General features: G+C 66.9%; 15 protein-coding genes. 6 read left to right on the forward strand and 9 right to left on the reverse strand.

Annotation, left to right across the window (positions count from 1 at the left end):
• Window positions 1-2 precede the first annotated feature (2 nt).
• From ABD115_RS09850 to ABD115_RS09865, 4 genes are all read right to left on the reverse strand, one after another.
• The gene (locus ABD115_RS09850; protein ID WP_343960549.1) at window positions 3-1745 is read right to left on the reverse strand and encodes a branched-chain amino acid ABC transporter ATP-binding protein/permease; all 1743 of its coding nucleotides are present in this window, start codon (window positions 1743-1745) and stop codon (window positions 3-5) included.
• A gap of 3 nt (window positions 1746-1748) precedes the next feature.
• The gene (locus ABD115_RS09855; protein ID WP_343960550.1) at window positions 1749-2624 is read right to left on the reverse strand and encodes a branched-chain amino acid ABC transporter permease; all 876 of its coding nucleotides are present in this window, start codon (window positions 2622-2624) and stop codon (window positions 1749-1751) included.
• A 27-nt stretch (window positions 2625-2651) separates the two neighbouring features.
• Window positions 2652-3830, reverse strand: a complete 1179-nt coding sequence (locus ABD115_RS09860; RefSeq protein WP_343960551.1) for an ABC transporter substrate-binding protein — start codon at window positions 3828-3830, stop codon at window positions 2652-2654.
• Window positions 3831-4043: 213 nt separating this feature from the next.
• The gene (locus ABD115_RS09865; RefSeq protein ID WP_343960552.1) at window positions 4044-5609 is read right to left on the reverse strand and encodes an ATP-binding cassette domain-containing protein; all 1566 of its coding nucleotides are present in this window, start codon (window positions 5607-5609) and stop codon (window positions 4044-4046) included.
• A gap of 168 nt (window positions 5610-5777) precedes the next feature.
• On the opposite strand from ABD115_RS09865, the gene ABD115_RS09870 reads away from it, so the two are divergent.
• The 6 genes from ABD115_RS09870 (at window position 5778) to ABD115_RS09895 (ending at window position 11527) form a co-directional block, all read left to right on the forward strand.
• Window positions 5778-6572 (forward strand): helix-turn-helix transcriptional regulator, encoded by a 795-nt coding sequence (locus ABD115_RS09870; protein ID WP_343960553.1) that lies wholly within the window; start codon window positions 5778-5780, stop codon window positions 6570-6572.
• A gap of 123 nt (window positions 6573-6695) precedes the next feature.
• Window positions 6696-7709 carry an ABC transporter substrate-binding protein gene (locus ABD115_RS09875; RefSeq protein WP_343960554.1) on the forward strand — a complete coding sequence of 338 codons (1014 nt, stop codon included), beginning with the start codon at window positions 6696-6698 and terminating at the stop codon, window positions 7707-7709.
• Window positions 7709-8581, forward strand: coding sequence for a siderophore-interacting protein (locus ABD115_RS09880; RefSeq protein ID WP_343960555.1), 873 nt, complete (start codon window positions 7709-7711; stop codon window positions 8579-8581). The genes ABD115_RS09875 and ABD115_RS09880 overlap by 1 nt, the downstream gene beginning before the upstream one ends.
• Window positions 8578-9579 carry an iron chelate uptake ABC transporter family permease subunit gene (locus ABD115_RS09885; protein ID WP_343960556.1) on the forward strand — a complete coding sequence of 334 codons (1002 nt, stop codon included), beginning with the start codon at window positions 8578-8580 and terminating at the stop codon, window positions 9577-9579. The genes ABD115_RS09880 and ABD115_RS09885 overlap by 4 nt, the downstream gene beginning before the upstream one ends.
• Window positions 9576-10652: a FecCD family ABC transporter permease gene (locus ABD115_RS09890; protein WP_343960557.1), complete on the forward strand. Its 1077-nt coding sequence runs from the start codon at window positions 9576-9578 to the stop codon at window positions 10650-10652. Before ABD115_RS09885 ends, ABD115_RS09890 begins: the two co-directional genes overlap by 4 nt.
• A 26-nt stretch (window positions 10653-10678) precedes the next feature.
• Entirely contained in the window at window positions 10679-11527 is an 849-nt protein-coding gene (locus ABD115_RS09895; RefSeq protein ID WP_343960559.1) for an ABC transporter ATP-binding protein, read from the forward strand.
• Here the strand turns inward: ABD115_RS09895 and ABD115_RS09900 are convergent.
• The 5 genes from ABD115_RS09900 to ABD115_RS09920 all read right to left on the reverse strand — a co-directional run bounded on the left by ABD115_RS09900 (window position 11524) and on the right by ABD115_RS09920 (window position 18146).
• Entirely contained in the window at window positions 11524-12537 is a 1014-nt protein-coding gene (locus tag ABD115_RS09900) for an aldo/keto reductase family protein (RefSeq protein WP_343960560.1), read from the reverse strand. The two genes, ABD115_RS09895 and ABD115_RS09900, sit on opposite strands and share 4 nt — an antisense overlap.
• A 37-nt stretch (window positions 12538-12574) precedes the next feature.
• Complete coding sequence (locus tag ABD115_RS09905; protein WP_343960561.1) at window positions 12575-13405, reverse strand: SDR family oxidoreductase; 831 nt, start codon at window positions 13403-13405, stop codon at window positions 12575-12577.
• Between the two features lie 250 nt (window positions 13406-13655).
• Window positions 13656-15551, reverse strand: a complete 1896-nt coding sequence (locus tag ABD115_RS09910) for a DUF5979 domain-containing protein (protein WP_343960562.1) — start codon at window positions 15549-15551, stop codon at window positions 13656-13658.
• A 199-nt stretch (window positions 15552-15750) separates the two neighbouring features.
• Window positions 15751-16767: a helix-turn-helix transcriptional regulator gene (locus ABD115_RS09915; RefSeq protein WP_343960690.1), complete on the reverse strand. Its 1017-nt coding sequence runs from the start codon at window positions 16765-16767 to the stop codon at window positions 15751-15753.
• 119 nt (window positions 16768-16886) lie between these two features.
• Window positions 16887-18146 (reverse strand): benzoate/H(+) symporter BenE family transporter, encoded by a 1260-nt coding sequence (locus tag ABD115_RS09920; protein ID WP_343960563.1) that lies wholly within the window; start codon window positions 18144-18146, stop codon window positions 16887-16889.
• Window positions 18147-18150 lie beyond the last annotated feature (4 nt).

Raw genomic sequence — 18150 nt, forward strand, 5'->3', positions numbered from 1 at the left:
GGTTATGCCCTCCCCTGGTTCGGGTCGTCGCTGGCGTCGGCTACGACGGGGGCTGAGGTCTCGGCCTCGGCCTCCTGCACGGCGCCGAGGTAGGCCTCGATCACCCGCTCGTCTGCCTCGATCTCGGCCGGGGTTCCGCTTGCGAGCAGCTGGCCGAAGTTCAGCACCGCGATGTGGTCGCAGGTGCCGAGCACCATTCCGACGTTGTGCTCGATGAAGATAATCGTCAGGCCGTCGTTCGCCAGTGAGCGAATGAGCGCTGAGAGCTCCTCCGCCTCGACGTGGTTCATGCCAGCGGCGGGCTCGTCGAGAATCAGCAGCGACGGATCCGCCGCGAGCGCGCGCGCAATCTCCAAGCGCCGTTGGTCACCGTACGACAGCCCCTTGGCCTCGACGTTGGCCTTCTCGAGCAGCCCAACGCGATCGAGGCAGCGAGCGGCCTGCGCCAGCGCGGCCTGCTCGTCTCGCCGCGCTGACGGCAGCCACAGCAGGCGCCGCAAGAACGTGGGCTTCGCAACGAGGTGAGTGCCGATAAGCACGTTCTCGAGCGCGCTTAGCCGGTTGAACAGCTTGGAGTGCTGGAAGGTGCGGGTGACGCCGGCCGCCGCGATCTTGTGTACGGGGGTGCGCCCCACCTCCACGCCGAGCACCGTGGCGGAGCCGCTCGAGGGTGGAATCAGCCCACTGATCATGTTCACAAGCGTCGTCTTGCCCGCGCCATTCGGGCCGATAAGCCCGACGACGTCGCCGCTGCGCACGGTCAGGTCGACGCCCTGCACGGCGTGCACTCCCCCGTATTCCTTTGCGAGCGCGTTGAGCTGCACGACGACCTCGCCCTTTGCCGGGTGCTCGCGCATCGCGACCGACTCGCCCGAGGCTTCGGCAAGGCCGAGCGCCGCGACGTCGATCTTCTGCTTGCGCCTCGGCACGAGGCTCGCGATGCCGCCTGGCAAGTACAGAATAACGATGAGTAGCAGCAGGCCCGAGATGAACGGGCGCAGCCAGCCGGCCTCGATGCCAACGGCACGCTGAATCTCGGGCAGCATGGTCTGGAAGCCGCTACCGAGAATCGGGCCGAAGAAGTTTGTCGACCCGCCAACGACCGCGGTCACCAGGCCGTCGATCGCGGTTGAGAAGCTGAAGTCTTCTGGCGCGATAATGCGCATGAAGTACGCCCAGAGCACGCCGTAGAGGCCAGCAATCGCACCCGCAGAGACAAATGCCGTCAGGCGGTGGCGGCCGACATCGATGCCGATCGAGCGCGCGGCGAGCTCGTCTTCGCGAATGGCTTCAAGGGCACGCCCGTAGCGCGAGCGCCCCTGGCGCCAGAACCAGTACGCGACAACAATGAGCAGCACCCAGGCGATCTCGGGCCCGACAATCTTCGGCACAGACATGCCCTGCGCGCCGCCGGTCCACGACTGGTTGAGAATAAAGATGCGGATGCCCTCGGCGAAGCCGAGCGTCGCGATCGCGAGGAACACGCCGCGCAGTCGCATCGTCGGCAGGCCGAGAATCACGGCGGCGAGCGAACCGACCACCATGCCGATGACGATCGCGACGATGAGCGTAGGGATCGGGCCCCAGTCGGTAGGGGTGGGCGCGAGGGTCGCCGCGACGAAGGCGGCAATGCCAGCGAAGCCCGCCTGGCCGAGGCTGAGCTGCCCGGCAACGAGCACGGCGTAGAACGAGTACGCGAAGATGCCGTTGAGGGCGATAAAGACGAGAACTGATTCGGTAAACATGGGTTAGACCTCACGCACCTTCCGCTTGCCGAAGATGCCCTGTGGCATGAGGAGCAGAATCACAAACAGCAGGGCGAACGCGATGAAGTCGCGCCAGCTCGAGCCGATGTATTGGATCGCGAACACCTCGGCGATGCCGAGAATGAGGCCGCCAACGAGCGCCCCTGGCAGTGAGCCCATGCCGCCAACAATGATCACCGCGAGGCCCTTCAGCTCGATGGCTGTGCCCATGCCGAGCTGAGCGCTGTTCACGTTCAACGCGAACAGCACGCCGGCAACGGCGCCGAGCGCCGAAGAGATCGAGAATGTCATCGCGGTGACGCGATCGACGTTGATGCCGAGCACGCGCGCCGCCGTCGGGTTTTCGGCGACGGCGCGCATGGAGCGGCCGAGCGAGGAGCGCTGCACGAGCACGTTGAGGGCGATCACCAGGCCGATGCAAATAACAACGATTGCGAGCTGCACGTAGGTCGCGCTCGCACCCAAGATCTCGACCTTGCCCTCGGGCGCGGTGCCCTCTGGGAAGCGCCGGGTCTGGGGGCCGAAGAAGGCCTGCAGCACCGCAACGATCATTCCGGCCATCGCGATCGACGCGATGAGGCCGGCGAAGTGGGCGTCGGGGCGGTTCTTGAGCGGGCGGAACGCCACCCGCTCAATCACCAGGCCGAGCACGGCCCCGAACAGAAATACCAGAACGAGAATCACCCAGATCGACAGTTCGAAGGCTTCGGCCAGGCCGATGCCGACAAAAGCCGACGCTGCGAACACGGCGGGGTGCGCCAGGTTCAGGCGATCAAGAATGCCAAATACGAGCGTAAAGCCGATGGCGAAGAGCGCGTAGATCGAGCCTATGAATAGGCCGTTAAGCAGTTGCTGCATGGGTGATCCTCGTTCGGGTGATGCGGGTTAGCGCAGAACGGCGAACTTGCCGTCCTTGACGATCTGCACGACCGCGGGGTGCTCTGCGTCGCGGTCTGCGTTGATGCTGACCGCGCCGAGCGGCGTTGCAACGTCTTTCAGCGAACCGATCGACTCGCGCAGGTCAGCGCGCTCTGCCGAGCAGTCGGAGCGCACGGCGCTGTCGATGAGGTAGAGCGCGGCGTATGCCTGAGCTGCGAACTGGTCGGGCTGCGCGCCGAACTTTGCCTCGTAGGCCGTGAGGAACGCCTGGTTTTCGGCGTTGTCTGACGCCGAGTTCCACGCTGCGCCAACGACGACGCCCTCTGCGGCGTCACCGGCGTCGGCCATGAGCTTCGGGTTGTTGAACCCGTTGCCACCGACGATCGGCTGCTCGATGCCGAGCTCGCGCGCCTGCGTAACGAGCGGGATGGCGGCCTCGATGAGCGCCGAAACGACGATCGCATCTGGGTTCTTGTCTTTCGCGGCGGTGAGGAGGCTGCGGAAGTCGGTGTCTGCCTTCGAGAAGGTGAGCGTGTCGAGCACCTCAACGTTGGTGCCCTCGAGGGTCTCTGCCATCACCTCGTAGCCCGACTCGGTGAACGCGTCGTCGTTCGAGTACATCACGACAACCTTTTTCAGGTCGTACTCATCGATCACGGCGTCGATGGTCTGCGGAATGACCTGCGCCTCGGTGAGCGAGTCGCGGAAGACGAACTCGCCGATATCGGTGATGCCACCGGCGGTCGTCGAAATGCCCATCACGGGCATGCTCGCCTCGTTGGCGATGGGCATCGCCGCGACGGCAGTGTTCGACAGCGTCGGGCCGAGCACGATGCTCGTGCCGTCGCCCGCGAAGGTCTCCATCACGCTGATGCCCTGGCGAGGCTCCGATGCGTCGTCTTCGATGCTGAGCTTGTACTCGATGCCGTCGGCAGCGTTGAGCTCTTCGAGCGCGAGCTCGAGGCCCTGCTGCTGCGACGCGCCGTAGCTGCCGGCGCCGCCGGTGAGGCTGAGCGCCGCACCGATCTTCACGGGGCTCTCGATGACGCAGCTGGCGCCGGTGCCGGTGCCGACAAGGCCACCGGTGCCACCGCCGGAGTCTCCCCCGTCACCCGTGCCACTGCATCCGGCAAGTAGCAGGGCCGATGCTGACACAACGGCGGCAGCGCGAAGCTTCATCTTCATTGAATTCTCCAAGCGGTGAGGGCACGCAAAGCGTGGACAGATTGACAGTTAGGTATCGGATAACGCTGGCACAGCGTGGAGGCGTTTGTCACGGACTCGCCGAGTCGCCCACCAAGATGTACCGAAATCGCAACATACGCAGTCTAGTGGGGTGCAGTCAGCAGCCGCAGCGCGGCACGCGTGCCACGGGGCAGCCGCGGCGCGGCCGACCCCCTACGCGGCGCAGCGCTCGGCGAGCGCGTCGGAGTCCCGCAGCTCGAGCCCCGCGTGCGGGTCGAGGTAAAGTTCCCTGCCGCAGTGCTCACGCGCGAGCCCAGCGTCGCTCGTGACCAGCAGCGTGGCGACCCCTGCCTCAGAGCGCACACGCTCGAACAGCGTCAGCGGCCCCTCGGCCCCCGGCTCGCCGCCGAGCCCCTCCCAGACGAGCACCCCCGGGTCGTGCGCCAGGGCCCGCGCGAGCGCGAGCCGCCTCGACTGCTCTGGGCTGAGCTCGCACAGGCGCATCAGCAGGAGCCCCGTGCTGAGTTCGACGAGCCCGAGCAACTCGGTGACCCTCGCACCAACGGCGCTCGACGTCGCGTGTGGGCGTGCCCGCCGAATCGCGCGCCGCAACTGGGTGCGCACCGTATGGGTCTCGCTCGAGGAGCGTTCGGCTCCGTAGCTCACGAGCTGGATCGCGCGGCGCTGTTCGGGGGTGCGTGCTGCCGCGCGCGGCGCCTGTTGCACCCCCCGCACAAACAGCCCCCCGGTGATGCGGAGTGCTGATCGAGGCGGGAGCCCACCGACCAGCGCGCGGGCGAGCATGCTCTTGCCGCTGCCGCTTGGGCCGGTGATTGCCAGCGCGCCGCCCGGTTCGACTGCGACGGAGATGGGTGGCGTCGCCTGGCCACCGTCGGGGAGCAGCACCGAGAAATCGCGCAGTTCAAGGGCCGCCGGTAGCCGCTCTGCGCCACCGGTTCGCTGGCGGTGTTGGGCCGCGGGGTCGCGGCGCGTCTGCCTGTGGAGCTGCGCCCGGGATTCGGCCCGGGCTGCTCGTCGCAGTGAGGGGCGGGGTTGCCCAAAAGACCGCTCCGGGCTGAACGTCTCGATGAGCTGCCCGCCCTCGAGCACCGAAATTTCATCAGCGAAACGCTGCGCGAGCTCGAGATCGCGCGTCAGCACGATGACGGTCGAGCGGAGCGCGCGCCGCATGCCCTGAAGTGCGGAGATCACCTCTGTCGCGACGCTCCGCTCAAGCCCATCAAACGGTTCGTCGAGCACCACCAGCTGCGGCGCCGGCGCGCCTGACGGTCGAACCAGCGCCTGAGCGAGCGCGACGCGCCTGCGCAGCGATGCGGGGAGCGTCAGCGGATCCTCCCCCAGCACCCGCGCATCGTTCACCCCGAGGCGCGCGAGCGCAGCACAGAGCGTGAGGTCGTCTGCTGGCGCTCCGGGAAACTCCGCCTCGAGGGCAGCGGCGAGCGCCGCCCGCACCGTCGGTTCTTGGAACAGACGTGACTCACAGTCGTGCCCGAGCCACGCCACGTGGCGGGCCGCCTCGTGCGGTGCGGCTGAGGCGCCCAACGGGTTGAATTCACCGACACGCACGCTGCCGGCTCGGCACAGCAACCCCTCACCGAGGGCCCCACGGAGCGCGGTGGCGAGCACGGTTTTCCCCGCCCCAGCACCGCCAACGACGGCGCGAACCCGCCCGTGTTCAATCCGGGCCGACACACCGCGCAGCACAGGGGCCCCGGGGCCAGAGGCCCTCCCAATGGTGAGTCGCTCACACGTGATCATGTTTCTCCCTTGATCGGCAGTACGCTGCCAAAAACCTCCCGACGCGAACCGAAGTTGCGCGGCGACCGAATTCATCTGATGATTGGTATAGGCCAGATGGTAGCACTCTTCTTAGGCCACCCTCACTCACATCTGATGTGATCCACCGAATCCGCAGAAAGCGACAGCGTGCCGCCGCCAGAAACGATGATCGTGCCCCGAGTCCCTCCCGGGTTCTTGCTCACGACGATCGACTACAACGTGTCAAACTCGACACAGTGGGAGGAGCACGCGCACCGGCAGCACGAGCTGCTGTGGTCAGAGGGCGGCATTGTCACGCTCGAGGCGGGCGGCAGGGTCTGGTCGATCCCGCCGGCGCTCGGCGTCTGGGTGCCGGCAGACGTGCCACACACTGCCTCGACGATTGGCGCGGCGCGGGTACGCGCCACATACTTCAGTGAGATCGATGAGCACCTCGGCCTGCTCCCAGCCGAGGTGACCGGCATCGCCATCAGCGACGCGCTGCGCGTCTTGCTCATGCACAACCTGCAGGCAAACATCGCCGCCGCCGCTCGGCTTCGCCTGCAGCGCGTCATTCTCGACCTGCTTGCACCGGCCCCGACCACCTCGTTCGATCTCAGCATGCCCGCGAGCACCCACCTACGAGTCATCGCCGACGAGGTGCTCGCCGACCCGGCCGACAAACGCACCACCGCCTCGTGGGCGAGCGCCCTCGGCATGCACGAACGCACACTCGCCCGGCAGTTCGAGTCAGAGACCGGCATCACGTTCACGCAGTGGCGCATCCTCGCTCGGCTACAGGTCGCGATTCGCGAGCTCATCAACGGCGAGCCCGTGGTGTCAATTTCCCGACGCCTTGGGTATCGCAACCCCTCGACGTTCATCGAGCACTTTCGAACACTCACCGGTCAGACGCCAGCGGAGTATGCGCGCGGTCGCCCGCCAGTGAGCGAGTGCGCGTAAGTACGAAAAACAGTACAACTTGTCGCCAAATGAGAGTCGCTTCGCCAGTACGGTTGCTTAGGTCAACCTAACCATCGTCCGATGTGGCCGTGACCAGGCCCGTCACTGTCTCCCAGGAGCCCCATGTTTTCCCTTCCCGCTGCCCGAACCACAGGCAGGGTCTTCGCCGCCGCCATCGCAGCAACCGCCGCGCTCGCCCTCACAGCGTGCGGCGCAACCACAAGCGCCACGGATGAGAAGTCGGGCACGCGGGTCTATGAGAGCGACTTCGGCGACGTCACCCTCCCAGAGAAGATCGAGCGCATCGTCTCCGTCGATTTCTACACCCCGGCCGCGCTCATGGACGTCGGCGTCATGCCCGTGGGCGTGGTGAACAGCTACTTCACCGACACGACCGGCGACGCCATTCCGCTCCAGTACAGCGAGCAGGTGCGCGAGGCCGACGTGGAGTCGATCGGCGAGTACTACGAACTCAACCTCGAAGCCATCGTGCAGGCGAAGCCCGATCTGGTCGTCGCGACCCAGGATTTCTTGCCGCTCGATTCCCCCATGCGCACCGAGATCGAAAAGATCGCCCCCATCGTGACCTTTAACGCGCGAGACGGTGAGGCCTGGCGCACGCGCTCGATCGAGCTGGCGAAGATCATGGGCAAGGAGGATCTTGTCGCGCCGCTCGAGGAGAAGTACAACACGCGCCGCGATGAGCTCAAGACGAAGTACGCCGATCTACTCGCCGAGAACTCGTTCACGCTGCTGTCGCCGATGGAAAAGGAGTGGGGCACCTACTCAGACAAGCACTTCATGACGCCGATTCTGCGCGACCTCGGCGCGACGTTCCGCGAGCAGCAGAGTGACGAGGTGACGAAAGACGGCTTCCCCGAGTGGTTCTCGTACGAGGAGCTCGGCCGTCTATCGAACGCCGACGTCGTGATGCTGCTCGTCAACACCCCGCAGGAGCAGCGTGACGCGCTCGAGCAGAACACACTCTGGCAGAACCTGCCCGCGGTGAAGAACGGCATGGTCGTCGACTACATCAACCTCGGCCCGACGGGCTCGTTTGGGTGGGCGATGCAGAATCTCGAGGGCCTCGACGCGGTGCTTGGTGAGGTTCAGGCAAAGATCGACGCGAAGGCGTGATGAGCGACCTCTTTCTTGCCGAGGTGATGCGCACTTCCCGGCTCACCCCCGGGATGGTGCGCGTCACCTTTGGTGGCGCGGGCCTGAGCGAGTTCACGACGACCGGTGTCGGCGACGAGTTCGTGCGCGTGCGGTTCCCTGGGCCGGACGGCGAGCTCCACCTGCCCACCCTCGACGAAGCCGGCAACTGGCGCGAGCCAGCACACGATTCACACATCGAGCCATACACGATTCGCAAGCACGACCGTGAGGCCGGCGAGGTGACGATCGACTTCGTCGTGCACGGACACGGCAAGGCCGGGGCCTGGGCGGCCAACGCGCTGCCCGGCGAGCGCGTCTCGTTCCACGCGCCGCGCGGGCTGTACGAGCCGCCGGCGAACGCGACCACCCAGCTGTTCGTCACCGACGCGACGGGCATTCCCGCGCTCGCACGGCTCGCCGAGCAGCTGCCCGCCTCCGTGCACGCGGTGGCCGCGGTCGAGGTCGCCGAGGAATCGCATCGCATCGATCTTGGCAGCGATCGCCTGCAGGTGAAGTGGATCGTCGGCCGCGGCAACGGCGTCGGCCCGAGCGCGATGACCGAGGCGCTGCGCGCGATGCCGATCTCGAACGACTGCTATGTCTGGGTCGCCGGCGAGGCCGGAGAACTCCGCGAGGCGAGACGCTACCTGCGGCACGAACGGGGGCTCAACGCGAAGCAGTACGCGGTAATTGGGTACTGGCGCGACAAGCAGGAGGAGTGGCTCGAACACTATGAGGCGCTTGGCGACGACACGCTCGCCGCGCTCGCAGCGATCTGGGATGCGGCGGGCGATGACGACGAGCTCAAGCGCGACCGCTACGACCTGAAACTCCAAGAGCTCGGCCTGTGAGCCAGGGAGCCCGCCGCTGGCTGTTCTTGTTCGCGCTCATCGCGCTCACCGGGCTGACGCTCGCGCTGAGCATGTGGGTGGGAGCGCGCACCATCGATCTCTCCGAGGTGTGGCGTGTCATGCGGCACCCCGACGGGAGCGAGGAGGCGTACATCGTCACCGAGATGCGCGCGCCGCGTGCGCTGCTCGCGTTGCTCGTCGGCGCAGCCCTGGGTGTCGCGGGCGCGCTCATTCAGGCGCTCACCCGCAACCCGCTCGCCGATACCGGAATTCTCGGCGTCGGCGCTGGCAGCAGTTTCGCCGTCGTCGTCGGCGTCGCATTCTTCGGCATGAACTCGCTGTCGCAGTACCTCTGGTTCAGCTTTACCGGCGCCGTCACCGTGACGGTGGTCGTCTACGCGCTCGGCTCGGTTGGATCGCTCGGAGCGACGCCCGTGAGACTCACGCTCGTCGGCGTTGCGCTCGGCGCGCTGCTTGCCGGGTTTACCTCAGCGATCACGATGCTGCACCCGAACTCGTTCGACGACCTCCTGCGTTGGAGCGCTGGCTCGCTCGCTGGCCGCGGCTGGTCGACGCTCGAGGTGGTGTGGATCCCGATCGCCGTGGGCCTCGCGCTCGCGCTCGTCGCGGGCCGCCCCCTCAACGCGGTCGCCCTCGGCGACGATGTGGCGAAGTCGCTCGGCGCGGGCGTCGTGCGCACCCGCGTGCTGGTGATCGTCGCGGTCACCCTGCTCGCCGGCACCGCTGCCGCCGCCGCGGGCCCGATCGGGTTCGTCGGCCTCATGGTGCCGCACGTCGTGCGCTGGTTCACGGGCCCCGATCAGCGGTGGATCATTCCGTTCTCGGCCCTCGGCGCAGCCCTGCTACTGCTCGCATCAGACGTCGTCGGTCGCGTCGTGCTCGCCCCGAAAGAACTCGAGGTCGGGATCGTCACCGCGTTCATCGGCGCACCCGTGCTCATTGCGCTCGCGCGCCGGAAGAATGTGAGCGCACTGTGACGCACCCACCGTCTCGTTCAGCAGCCACCAGCCCGGTAGATTTCGGGTACCCGGGCCTCGCCGTGCAGCACCCCAGGGTGTCGTTGCACGCATCGCGCCGGGCCATCACGGTCGTCGGAGTCGTCGCCGCGCTGACGCTCGCCATGGTGACCCTCTCCGTCGCAACGGGCACCTACACGCTCTCGCTTGCGGAGGTGTTCGGCGGGCTCCTCGGCACCGCCGACGAGGGGACCGTGCTCGTCGTGCGCGAGTGGCGGCTCCCCCGCGCCATGCTCGCAGCGATGTTCAGCATCGCCCTCGGCATGAGCGGCGCGATCTTCCAGTCGCTCACCCGCAACCCACTCGGCTCCCCCGACGTCATCGGGTTTGCCTCGGGCTCCTACACCGGCGCCCTCGTCGTCATGCTCGTCACCGGCGGCGGCTACTTCGCGGTCGCAGGCGGCGCGCTCGCCGGCGGCATCATCACGGCGTTCATCGTGTTCGCGCTCTCCTACCGCCGCGGCGTGCAGGGGTTTCGGCTCATCATCGTGGGCATCGGCGTCTCGGCGATGCTCGCCGCGGTGAACACCTACCTCATGCTCAGAGCGAGCGCGGGCGAGCAGCTCACTGCGGCGGTGTGGGGCAGCGGGTCACTCAACGGCCTCACGATCGCGACCCTCGGGCCTGCGGCAATCGTCTTCCTCGCGCTCCTCATCCCTGCGCTCGCGCTCTCCCCCGCGCTCAGGGTGCTCGAACTCGGCGACGACGCGGCGGGTTCCCTCGGCGCCCGACCCGACACGGTGCGGCTCGCAGCGATCCTCATCGGCGTCGCGCTCGTCGCGCTCGTCACCGCATCGGCGGGCCCCATCGCGTTTATCGCGCTCGTCGCCCCGCAGATCGCGCGCAGGCTCACCCGATCCGCGGGCGTCGGTGTCATCGCCGCTGGCGCGACCGGGGCGCTGCTCCTCGTCGTCAGCGATTTCATCGGCCAGCGGCTGTTCGCCCCGATGCAGTTGCCGGTCGGCATCATCACGGTCTCGGTCGGCGGCCTGTACTTCGTCTGGCTGCTCGTGCGCGAAACCCGCAGGCGCTAACCCCACCGCTTCAGCAGAAAGAACCTATGCCCTCCCCACAGCCCACCACAGTTCCCGACGCGGCGCCCAGCGCGGTGCCGGGCGCAGACGCCGCACGCCTGCACGCGACCAACCTCACACTCGGCTACGACAACCGGGTCATCTCCGAGCACCTCAGCGTGCAAATCCCCGATGACTCGTTCACGGTGATCGTCGGGCCGAATGCGTGCGGCAAGTCAACGCTCTTGCGCGCGCTCGCCAGGCTCCTGAAGCCCGCCGCGGGAGCGGTCGTGCTCGACGGGCGCGCGATCCACGATCGCAAGGCGAAGGCATTCGCCCGCGAGGTGGGCCTCCTCCCCCAGACCTCGCTCGCGCCCGACGGTATCGTCGTCGCTGACCTCGTCTCGCGCGGACGCTACCCGCACCAGGGCCTCGTACGGCAGTGGTCGAAAGACGACGCCCGCGCCGTCTCCGACGCGCTCGCGGCGACGAGCACCACCGGCCTCTCCACCCGGCTTGTCGACGAGCTCTCGGGCGGCCAGCGGCAGCGCGTCTGGGTGGCGATGGCGCTCGCGCAGGAGACGCCGATTCTGCTGCTCGACGAACCGACGACCTTCCTCGACATCGCCCATCAGATCGGGCTGCTCGAACTCTTCCGCACCCTCCACGCGAGCGGGCGAACCCTCGTCGCCGTGCTCCACGATCTCAACCACGCCGCGCGCTACGCGACCCACATCATCGCGATGAAAGACGGCAGGGTTGTCGCCGAGGGGCCTCCCCGCGACATCATCACCCCGGAGCTCGTGCGCGAGGTCTTCGACCTCGAGTGCGTGGTGATCGCAGACCCGGTGACCGGGAGCCCGCTGGTCGTGCCGCTCGGCACGGCGACCGTCTAGCTCAGGCGCGTCTTCGGGGAGACCGTATAGGTGTGCTCGGGGTCTCGGTTCACGGTGTCAGCGAGCGCGGCATCGATCGCGGCGAGAGTGTCGGCGTCGAGCGTCACACCCGAGGCCTTCACCGTGTCCGCGAGCTGCTCGGGCCGCGATGCGCCAACGAGCGCCGCGGCGACGTTGGGGTTCTGCAGCACCCAAGCAATCGCGAGCTGCGGCATGGTCAGACCGGCGTCAGCGGCGATGGGCTTCAGCCGCTGCACCGCCGTCAGCAGATCGTCGCGCAGGAAGTCTTGGATGAACCGGGCACCGCTGCGCTGATCGGTCGCGCGCGACCCCTCGGGCACGGGCTGCCCAGGCAGGTACTTCCCGGTGAGCACGCCCTGCGCCATCGGCGACCACACGATCTGCGAGATTCCCAGCTCCTCCGAGGTCGGCACAACCCGCTCCTCAATCACGCGCCAGAGCATCGAATACTGCGGTTGGTTCGAGATGAGCTGCACGCCGAGGTCTTGTGCGAGCGCGTGCCCCGCACGCAGCTGCTCCGCTGTCCACTCCGAAACCCCGATATAGAGCGCCTTGCCCTGCCGCACAATGTCGGCGAACGCCTGGAACGTCTCCTCGAGCGGTGTCTCGTAGTCGAACCGGTGCGCCTGGTAGAGGTCGACGTAGTCGGTTCCGAGCCGCTTGAGCGACCCGTTGATCGACTCGAAGATGTGTTTGCGGCTGAGACCTGTGTCGTTTGGCCCCTTCGCGCCGACCGGAAAGTAACACTTCGTGAAGATCTCGAGCCCCTCGCGGCGCTGCCCCGAGAGCGCCCGCCCGAGCACGACCTCGGCGGCCTGGTTGGCATAGGTGTCGGCGGTGTCGAACGTCGTGATGCCCGCGTCGAGCGCGGCGTGCACCGTCTGCACCGCTGCGGCATCGTCAACCTGCGAGCCGTGCGTCACCCAGTTGCCATAGGTGATCTCCGAGACCTTCAGGCCGCTGTTTCCGAGGTAGCGATAGTTGACCATGTGCTCACGGTAGTACCGCTACCCCGGAAGCGACACCCTAGTTCAGGAAGATGTCAGGGAAGAGCCGGTCATCTGGGGTGCCGGGCACCGCTGCGTACCCCGAGAAATCGGTGACGCCCTCGGCCGCGAGCACGTCTTCGGCGATCAGCGTGTGCCCGCTAAACGACGCGGCCGGCTTCGTCAGCACAGCGTAGGCCGCGTCGGCGTACACCGCCGGGGTGCGGCTCGCGGCCATCACCTTGTCGCCGCCCAGCAGGTTCTGCACCGCCGCCGTCGCGATTGTGGTTGCGGGCCAGAGCGTGTTTGCCGCGACGCCGGAGTCGGCGAATTCGGCGGCAAGCCCGAGGGTCACCATCGTCATGCCGTACTTGGCGAGCGTGTACCCGGTGTGCGCTCCGAGCCAGTTCGGCGTGATATTCAGCGGCGGCGAGAGCGAGAGAATGTGCGGGTTCTCGGCCTGCTGAAGCAGCGGCAGAGCCGCCCGCGAAAGCATAAACGTGCCGCGCACGTTCACGTCTTGCATGAGGTCGTATTTCTTCGGCTCGAGGTCGAGCGTGCGCGACAGGTCGATCACACTCGCGTTGTTGACGACGATATCGATGCCCCCGAACTCGGCCCGGGTCTGCTCGACGGCCGATGCAATGTCGTCATCGCTGCGCACGTCACCGACGATCGCAAGCGCGTTGCCACCGGCAGCGCGGATCTCCTCCGCCGCGGTGTGGATCGTCCCCTCGAGCTTCGGGTGCGGGGTGTCGGTCTTGGCTAGCATCGCGATGTTCGCGCCGTCTGCTGCCGCGCGCAACGCGATCGCGAGCCCGATGCCGCGGCTGCCGCCCGACATGAGGATCGTCTTTCCTGCCAGTGTCATAGCTACTCCTTTGTGCTGTGGGTTCAGCGCAAGTCTGACACGCGCGCGACACATTCGCGAACGTTGCGTGCAGTCTCGCACGCCGACCCGCCCTAGGGCGAGAATGCCTGTGAATAGCTACAGCTTCGGGCACTACGCACTGCGGCGGGAGTGAGAACAGCCACGGGGGGCGGCGCGCTTCTGCGCCGCCCCCCGTGCGGGCAACGCCACCCCGCAGCCGAGATGGGCGGTATGCCCGGGACGATCGCTGCTAGCGCTCAGCGCCCGCGCGCCGCGCCCCTCGAATCGCGAGGGTCGCACCCGCAGCGATCAGCAGCGCCACGGTCGCGACGCCAAGCGGCTGCAGCGGGCTGCCACCGGTGTGCGCGATGCCCGACTTTGGCGGGCTTACGGGCGGAACGCTCCTCGTGATGGTGTTTGTGACCGAGACGTCGAGCGCCTCACCGCTACCCACGGTCACGGTTGTCGCGCTGAACTGTGGGTCGTGCCAGTGCCCACCAGCGATCGCGGCGGGCTCGGCCTCCGCGAAGGTGACCTTCGCACCAATCGGCAGGAGCTCGGTGGCGACAACCGTGCCATCTGCCGGCAGCGCCACCGACCCCGACCCCGCCGCCCAGTGCTCCCCTGCCGGGTAGCTGTAGTTCAGGGTGTAGCTCGGAATCGCACTGAGGTCGAGCCCATCGGGGTTCTCCACGACCTTCTTCGCGTGAATCGGTGCGGCTACGAGCGTTGCCTCGTTCGTCAGCGTGAAGAAGCTCACCCGCGCGAGGTTGCCTGCGGCACGCGCAAAGGTGATGTCGAGTGTCTCTGTCGGCTGCGCCCCAGGCAGCGGGTTGCCCTGCGCGTCGGTGGCCACAAACTTGGGAGCGCTCCACGCGACGTTCGCGGGCTCGGTGGGAGTGACCTCGGTGAGCACGACGCGGGTGCCCTTGAAGAACTCGGGGCTCGTGAAGGTCTCGCCCGCCCTGATCGTCGCCGACCCCGGAGTGCCCGTCGTGTCGTCATCGCTCGCGTAGGCCACCCAGTTGAGCGTGAACGCCGGCGGGTCGATCAGGTCAGCATTGCCGACAAGTTGCTTGGTGACGGCGAACTTTCCGTGGTTCGTGCCGACAACCGTTCCAGAACCACTCTGGCGCACCACGGTGCCCTGGTGAGTGTGGCTGTCAACACCCTCGATCACCCACTCCGCCTCGTTCGTGTACGTGCCGGCCTCGCCCTCGTCGAGCACCTTGGTTTTCCACTTCACGACGTAGAAGGCGCCGGTGAGCTCTTTGTCGCCCGGGCGCAGCTCCCCGCCAGACACCCCCGCGCGCGAGGTGAACGACACCGAGAGATTGTCGGGGGCAATGGTGACCAGATCGGCCGGCATCTGCTTCCACACGGGCTCTTCACGGTTTGTCTGGGGGTTGACACGCACTGCGCCGGCTTCTTCCACCACGGGGGTGCCGATCACCTCAAAGATCGACAGGTCGAGAAAGTCGGTCACCGTAACGTTCTTCCCCGCGACAAGGCCATTCGGGTCTTCGGCGCGCACCCCGACCGTCCAGTCGATCACGTCGTCGATGTTGTTGTAGTTTCCGTGTTTCCACCCCCACGTGCCCTTGTATTCGCAGTCGCTCTCGCAGACCCCTGGGTTCGGAGTCACGGTGACGGGCGGCGTCGTCACACCACCGACCTCCCACGTGTGCTCCTCGGTTACGGTGTTGTAGACCCGAATATCGACGAGAAACCTGAAGGATCCGCTGATGTTTAGCGGGTTCGCTGCGACGTACTCATCATCGATCGTGCAGGTGATCTTCGTCGGGGTCACCGTGCACTCACCGACCACACTGCCGTCTGCTGCCGTCGCAGGGAATCTGTCGGTGTAGCCGCGTAGCTCTGGTGGGAGATCGATCGACACCGATAGCGGCGGCGTCGGGTTGTTGGCAACGCTCCACGTCACGTTGATCTCTTGCCTACTGCCGCCCGCGAATTCATCGTTCGTGAATTCGACGGAGGTAATGTCTCCGACCGTTGCAGCGGTGGCTGCGCCCGGAAGCGCGATGAGCCCCATCACGCCGAGCACTGCGGCCAGCAGCGCACCGAGCATTCGCCGCACCCCGGCTTGTACCTTCGATTGACTGCCGTGTGGCAGAGCCTTCTCCATCATTTCCCCTCTCACGCAGATCGCCGTTCCCTGGTCAGAGACAGCAATGAGCCGCCCTGCGTGATTGTGTGAATGAATCCAAGACACGGGCGGCTCTACACAAGAGGCTAGAAATATGCAGCGCCGCGCACTGTGATTTGCCAGCAATTCGGGCCGGCCTGTCACAAATGGACGTCACATTGCCGACGAAGGGCTCCCGCTAGGGCTGGGTGTTGCGCTCCGGCTCGGCGCTACCAAGAGTCGCATCGCGGTACTCGGTCGGCGAGACACCGTGCACCTTCTTGAAGCTGCGACGAAACTGGTCGCTCGAACCGAAACCGCTCTCGCGGGCGATCTCGGCGACCGACGCAGCCGTCGAACTCCGCAACCACTCGGCCGCGGTGGCGATGCGGCGCTGCAGCAGCACCTCGCCGACCGTCGACCCGGTGCCCTGAAAGCTCCGGTACAGGTGTCGCCTGCTGACATTGAGGGTCGCCGCCATCGTTTCAATGGTGACGCACGGGTTTCTGTGCTCCCACTCGATGAGCGCCATCGCCTTTTCGCGCAGCGGCGAGGGCGGCCGGGAGCCTGACGGCACGGCCAACAGCTCGCGCATGAGGCGCTCGTCGTGTTCGAGTAGCTCGCGCCCACTGAGCGATTCTACGAGCAAGGCCCGCCCGAGCTCGACGGCGGCGTTCAATCGCGAGATCTCACGTTCGGGCGGCGCGGGGTCGCCGCTGTCTGGAAACGGCAGCGAGACCATGATGGCCGAGAACGTGCCCCAGGTTTGCGCAACGAACGATTGCGTCGTGTCGATGGTGCCGAGCGCTGCGGCGTCTTCAACGCGACGCTCATCGTCGTACTGCACCTGCATCACGCCCGACAGCAATCGATAGACCCTCAGCTCTGTCGTGCCGACGTGGAGCGGCGCGAACCTGTAGCGGGCCGGCGAACCGAGAAAGGCGACAATACGCACGCCGCGCACGTTGACCCGCCAGGTCACAGCCTCGAACGGCTGCGACCCAGAGGGCTCAACGACGAAGCCGCTGCGCGACAACTCATCGGCACCCTCCTCGCCGTAGCGCCGCTGGAGCCGCAGCGATTGCTGTTCATCGGCCAGCAGCGGCCGCCTGGCAACCTCGTTCACCCACCTGGTCACCACAGGCGGGAGCAGCAGCGGCCCGGCGGGCGCCTCGAGGTCTGTGTGGCTGCGACGAACGCGCTCCCCTGGCACCATAGTTGTCACTGCTCCTCCCCACCCGGCCCATCCGAGATATGTGGTGTAAGGGTTGCAGTGGCGCGGGCCTCACTCGCTCAAGCAACGAGACTCACGGCCGAATACGTCTCAATCTGACGTCACACTCGCGCTCCACGACCTTCCCCCTGTGCTGCGGAGCCTACCCGAGGCTGCCTCCCAGCCCCCGCCGGCTCGCGCTCGCGGCGCGGAGCGAGCATGAGATAGACGAGACTCCCGGCGATGAGCGCCCAGAACGCCGAGCCGATGCTGAACAGCACGACTCCCGACATCGTCACGGCGAACGTCGTGAGCGCCGCAAGGCCCGTGCGAGTGTCGCCGCCCATCGCCCCCTTCAGCGCTGTGAGCGCCGAGGCGAGTAGCGCCACGGCGGCGAGCACCGACACGGTCTCGGCTGGAATAGCCTGGAACCCCGCCACGAGGATGCCCCCGAACGACCCGACGACCAGATAGGTCAGCCCGCCTGAGAGGCCAGCGATGTAGCGTTTGCGCGGGTCGTTGTGCGATTCGGGGCCGAGCGCGATCGCGGCGGTAATCGCGCCGAGGTTAATGCCGTGACAGCCAAACGGCGCGAGCACCGCCGAGACCGACGAGATCGTGCCCACGAGCAGCCGGTCATTCGGTCGATAGCCCTGCGACTGCAGCAGCGCCAGCCCGGGGGCGTTTTGCGAGGCCATCGTCACGATGAACAGCGGCAGCGCGATGCTCACGAGGGCCGAAAATGTGAACTCGGGCGCGGTGAACACGGGGCCGCCAAGCGTGAGCGCGGGCCTCACCTCGTGAAACGAACCCGTGAGCCAGGTCACGAGCAGCCCGGCGACCAACGCACCGAGCACCGCGTACCTGTCAAAGAATCGCTTGCCGAGAAAGAACGTGGCGACGATAGTGCCAGCGATGAGCGGCGCGCTGGCGAACGCTCCAGCTGCTGTCACAACGAACGGCACGAGAATTCCGGCGAGCAGCGCCTGAAGCACCGGCGCGGGTACCTTCGCAAGCAGCCACCCGAACAGCCCGGTAAAGCTGACGATGGCCGCGGCGACCGACGCGACGAGGAAGGCTCCGACGGCCTCCGCAAAGCTGAACCCGCCGAGCGAGGCGATAAGCAGCGCGGCGCCCGGGGTTGACCATGCGACGATCACCGGAATTCGGGTGAACAGGCTGAGCGCGATGCTGCACACGCCGTTACCGATAGCCAGCGCCCACACCCACGACGCCGTCTGGGCCTCGTTCAGCCCGAGGGTGCGCGTCGCCTCGAGCACGATGAGAAACGGCCCGGCGAAGTTAATGAGGGCAGACAAAAAGCCCGCAACGATTGCCGAGAGCGATAGGTCACCCCAGACAGACGTTCGCTCGGCGGTCATGAGC

Source organism: Leucobacter albus, assembly GCF_039528015.1.
In the GTDB taxonomy this organism is placed as follows: Bacteria; Actinomycetota; Actinomycetes; order Actinomycetales; family Microbacteriaceae; genus Leucobacter; species Leucobacter albus.

Coding starts and splice junctions, on each gene's coding strand:
- ABD115_RS09850 (WP_343960549.1), bottom strand. CDS start 1,745: ATGTTTACCGAATCAGTTCTCGTCTTTATCGCCCTCAACGGCATCTTC.
- ABD115_RS09855 (WP_343960550.1), bottom strand. CDS start 2,624: ATGCAGCAACTGCTTAACGGCCTATTCATAGGCTCGATCTACGCGCTC.
- ABD115_RS09860 (WP_343960551.1), bottom strand. CDS start 3,830: ATGAAGATGAAGCTTCGCGCTGCCGCCGTTGTGTCAGCATCGGCCCTG.
- ABD115_RS09865 (WP_343960552.1), bottom strand. CDS start 5,609: ATGATCACGTGTGAGCGACTCACCATTGGGAGGGCCTCTGGCCCCGGG.
- ABD115_RS09875 (WP_343960554.1), top strand. CDS start 6,696: ATGTTTTCCCTTCCCGCTGCCCGAACCACAGGCAGGGTCTTCGCCGCC.
- ABD115_RS09880 (WP_343960555.1), top strand. CDS start 7,709: ATGAGCGACCTCTTTCTTGCCGAGGTGATGCGCACTTCCCGGCTCACC.
- ABD115_RS09895 (WP_343960559.1), top strand. CDS start 10,679: ATGCCCTCCCCACAGCCCACCACAGTTCCCGACGCGGCGCCCAGCGCG.
- ABD115_RS09900 (WP_343960560.1), bottom strand. CDS start 12,537: ATGGTCAACTATCGCTACCTCGGAAACAGCGGCCTGAAGGTCTCGGAG.
- ABD115_RS09905 (WP_343960561.1), bottom strand. CDS start 13,405: ATGACACTGGCAGGAAAGACGATCCTCATGTCGGGCGGCAGCCGCGGC.
- ABD115_RS09910 (WP_343960562.1), bottom strand. CDS start 15,551: ATGGAGAAGGCTCTGCCACACGGCAGTCAATCGAAGGTACAAGCCGGG.
- ABD115_RS09915 (WP_343960690.1), bottom strand. CDS start 16,767: ATGGTGCCAGGGGAGCGCGTTCGTCGCAGCCACACAGACCTCGAGGCG.
- ABD115_RS09920 (WP_343960563.1), bottom strand. CDS start 18,146: ATGACCGCCGAGCGAACGTCTGTCTGGGGTGACCTATCGCTCTCGGCA.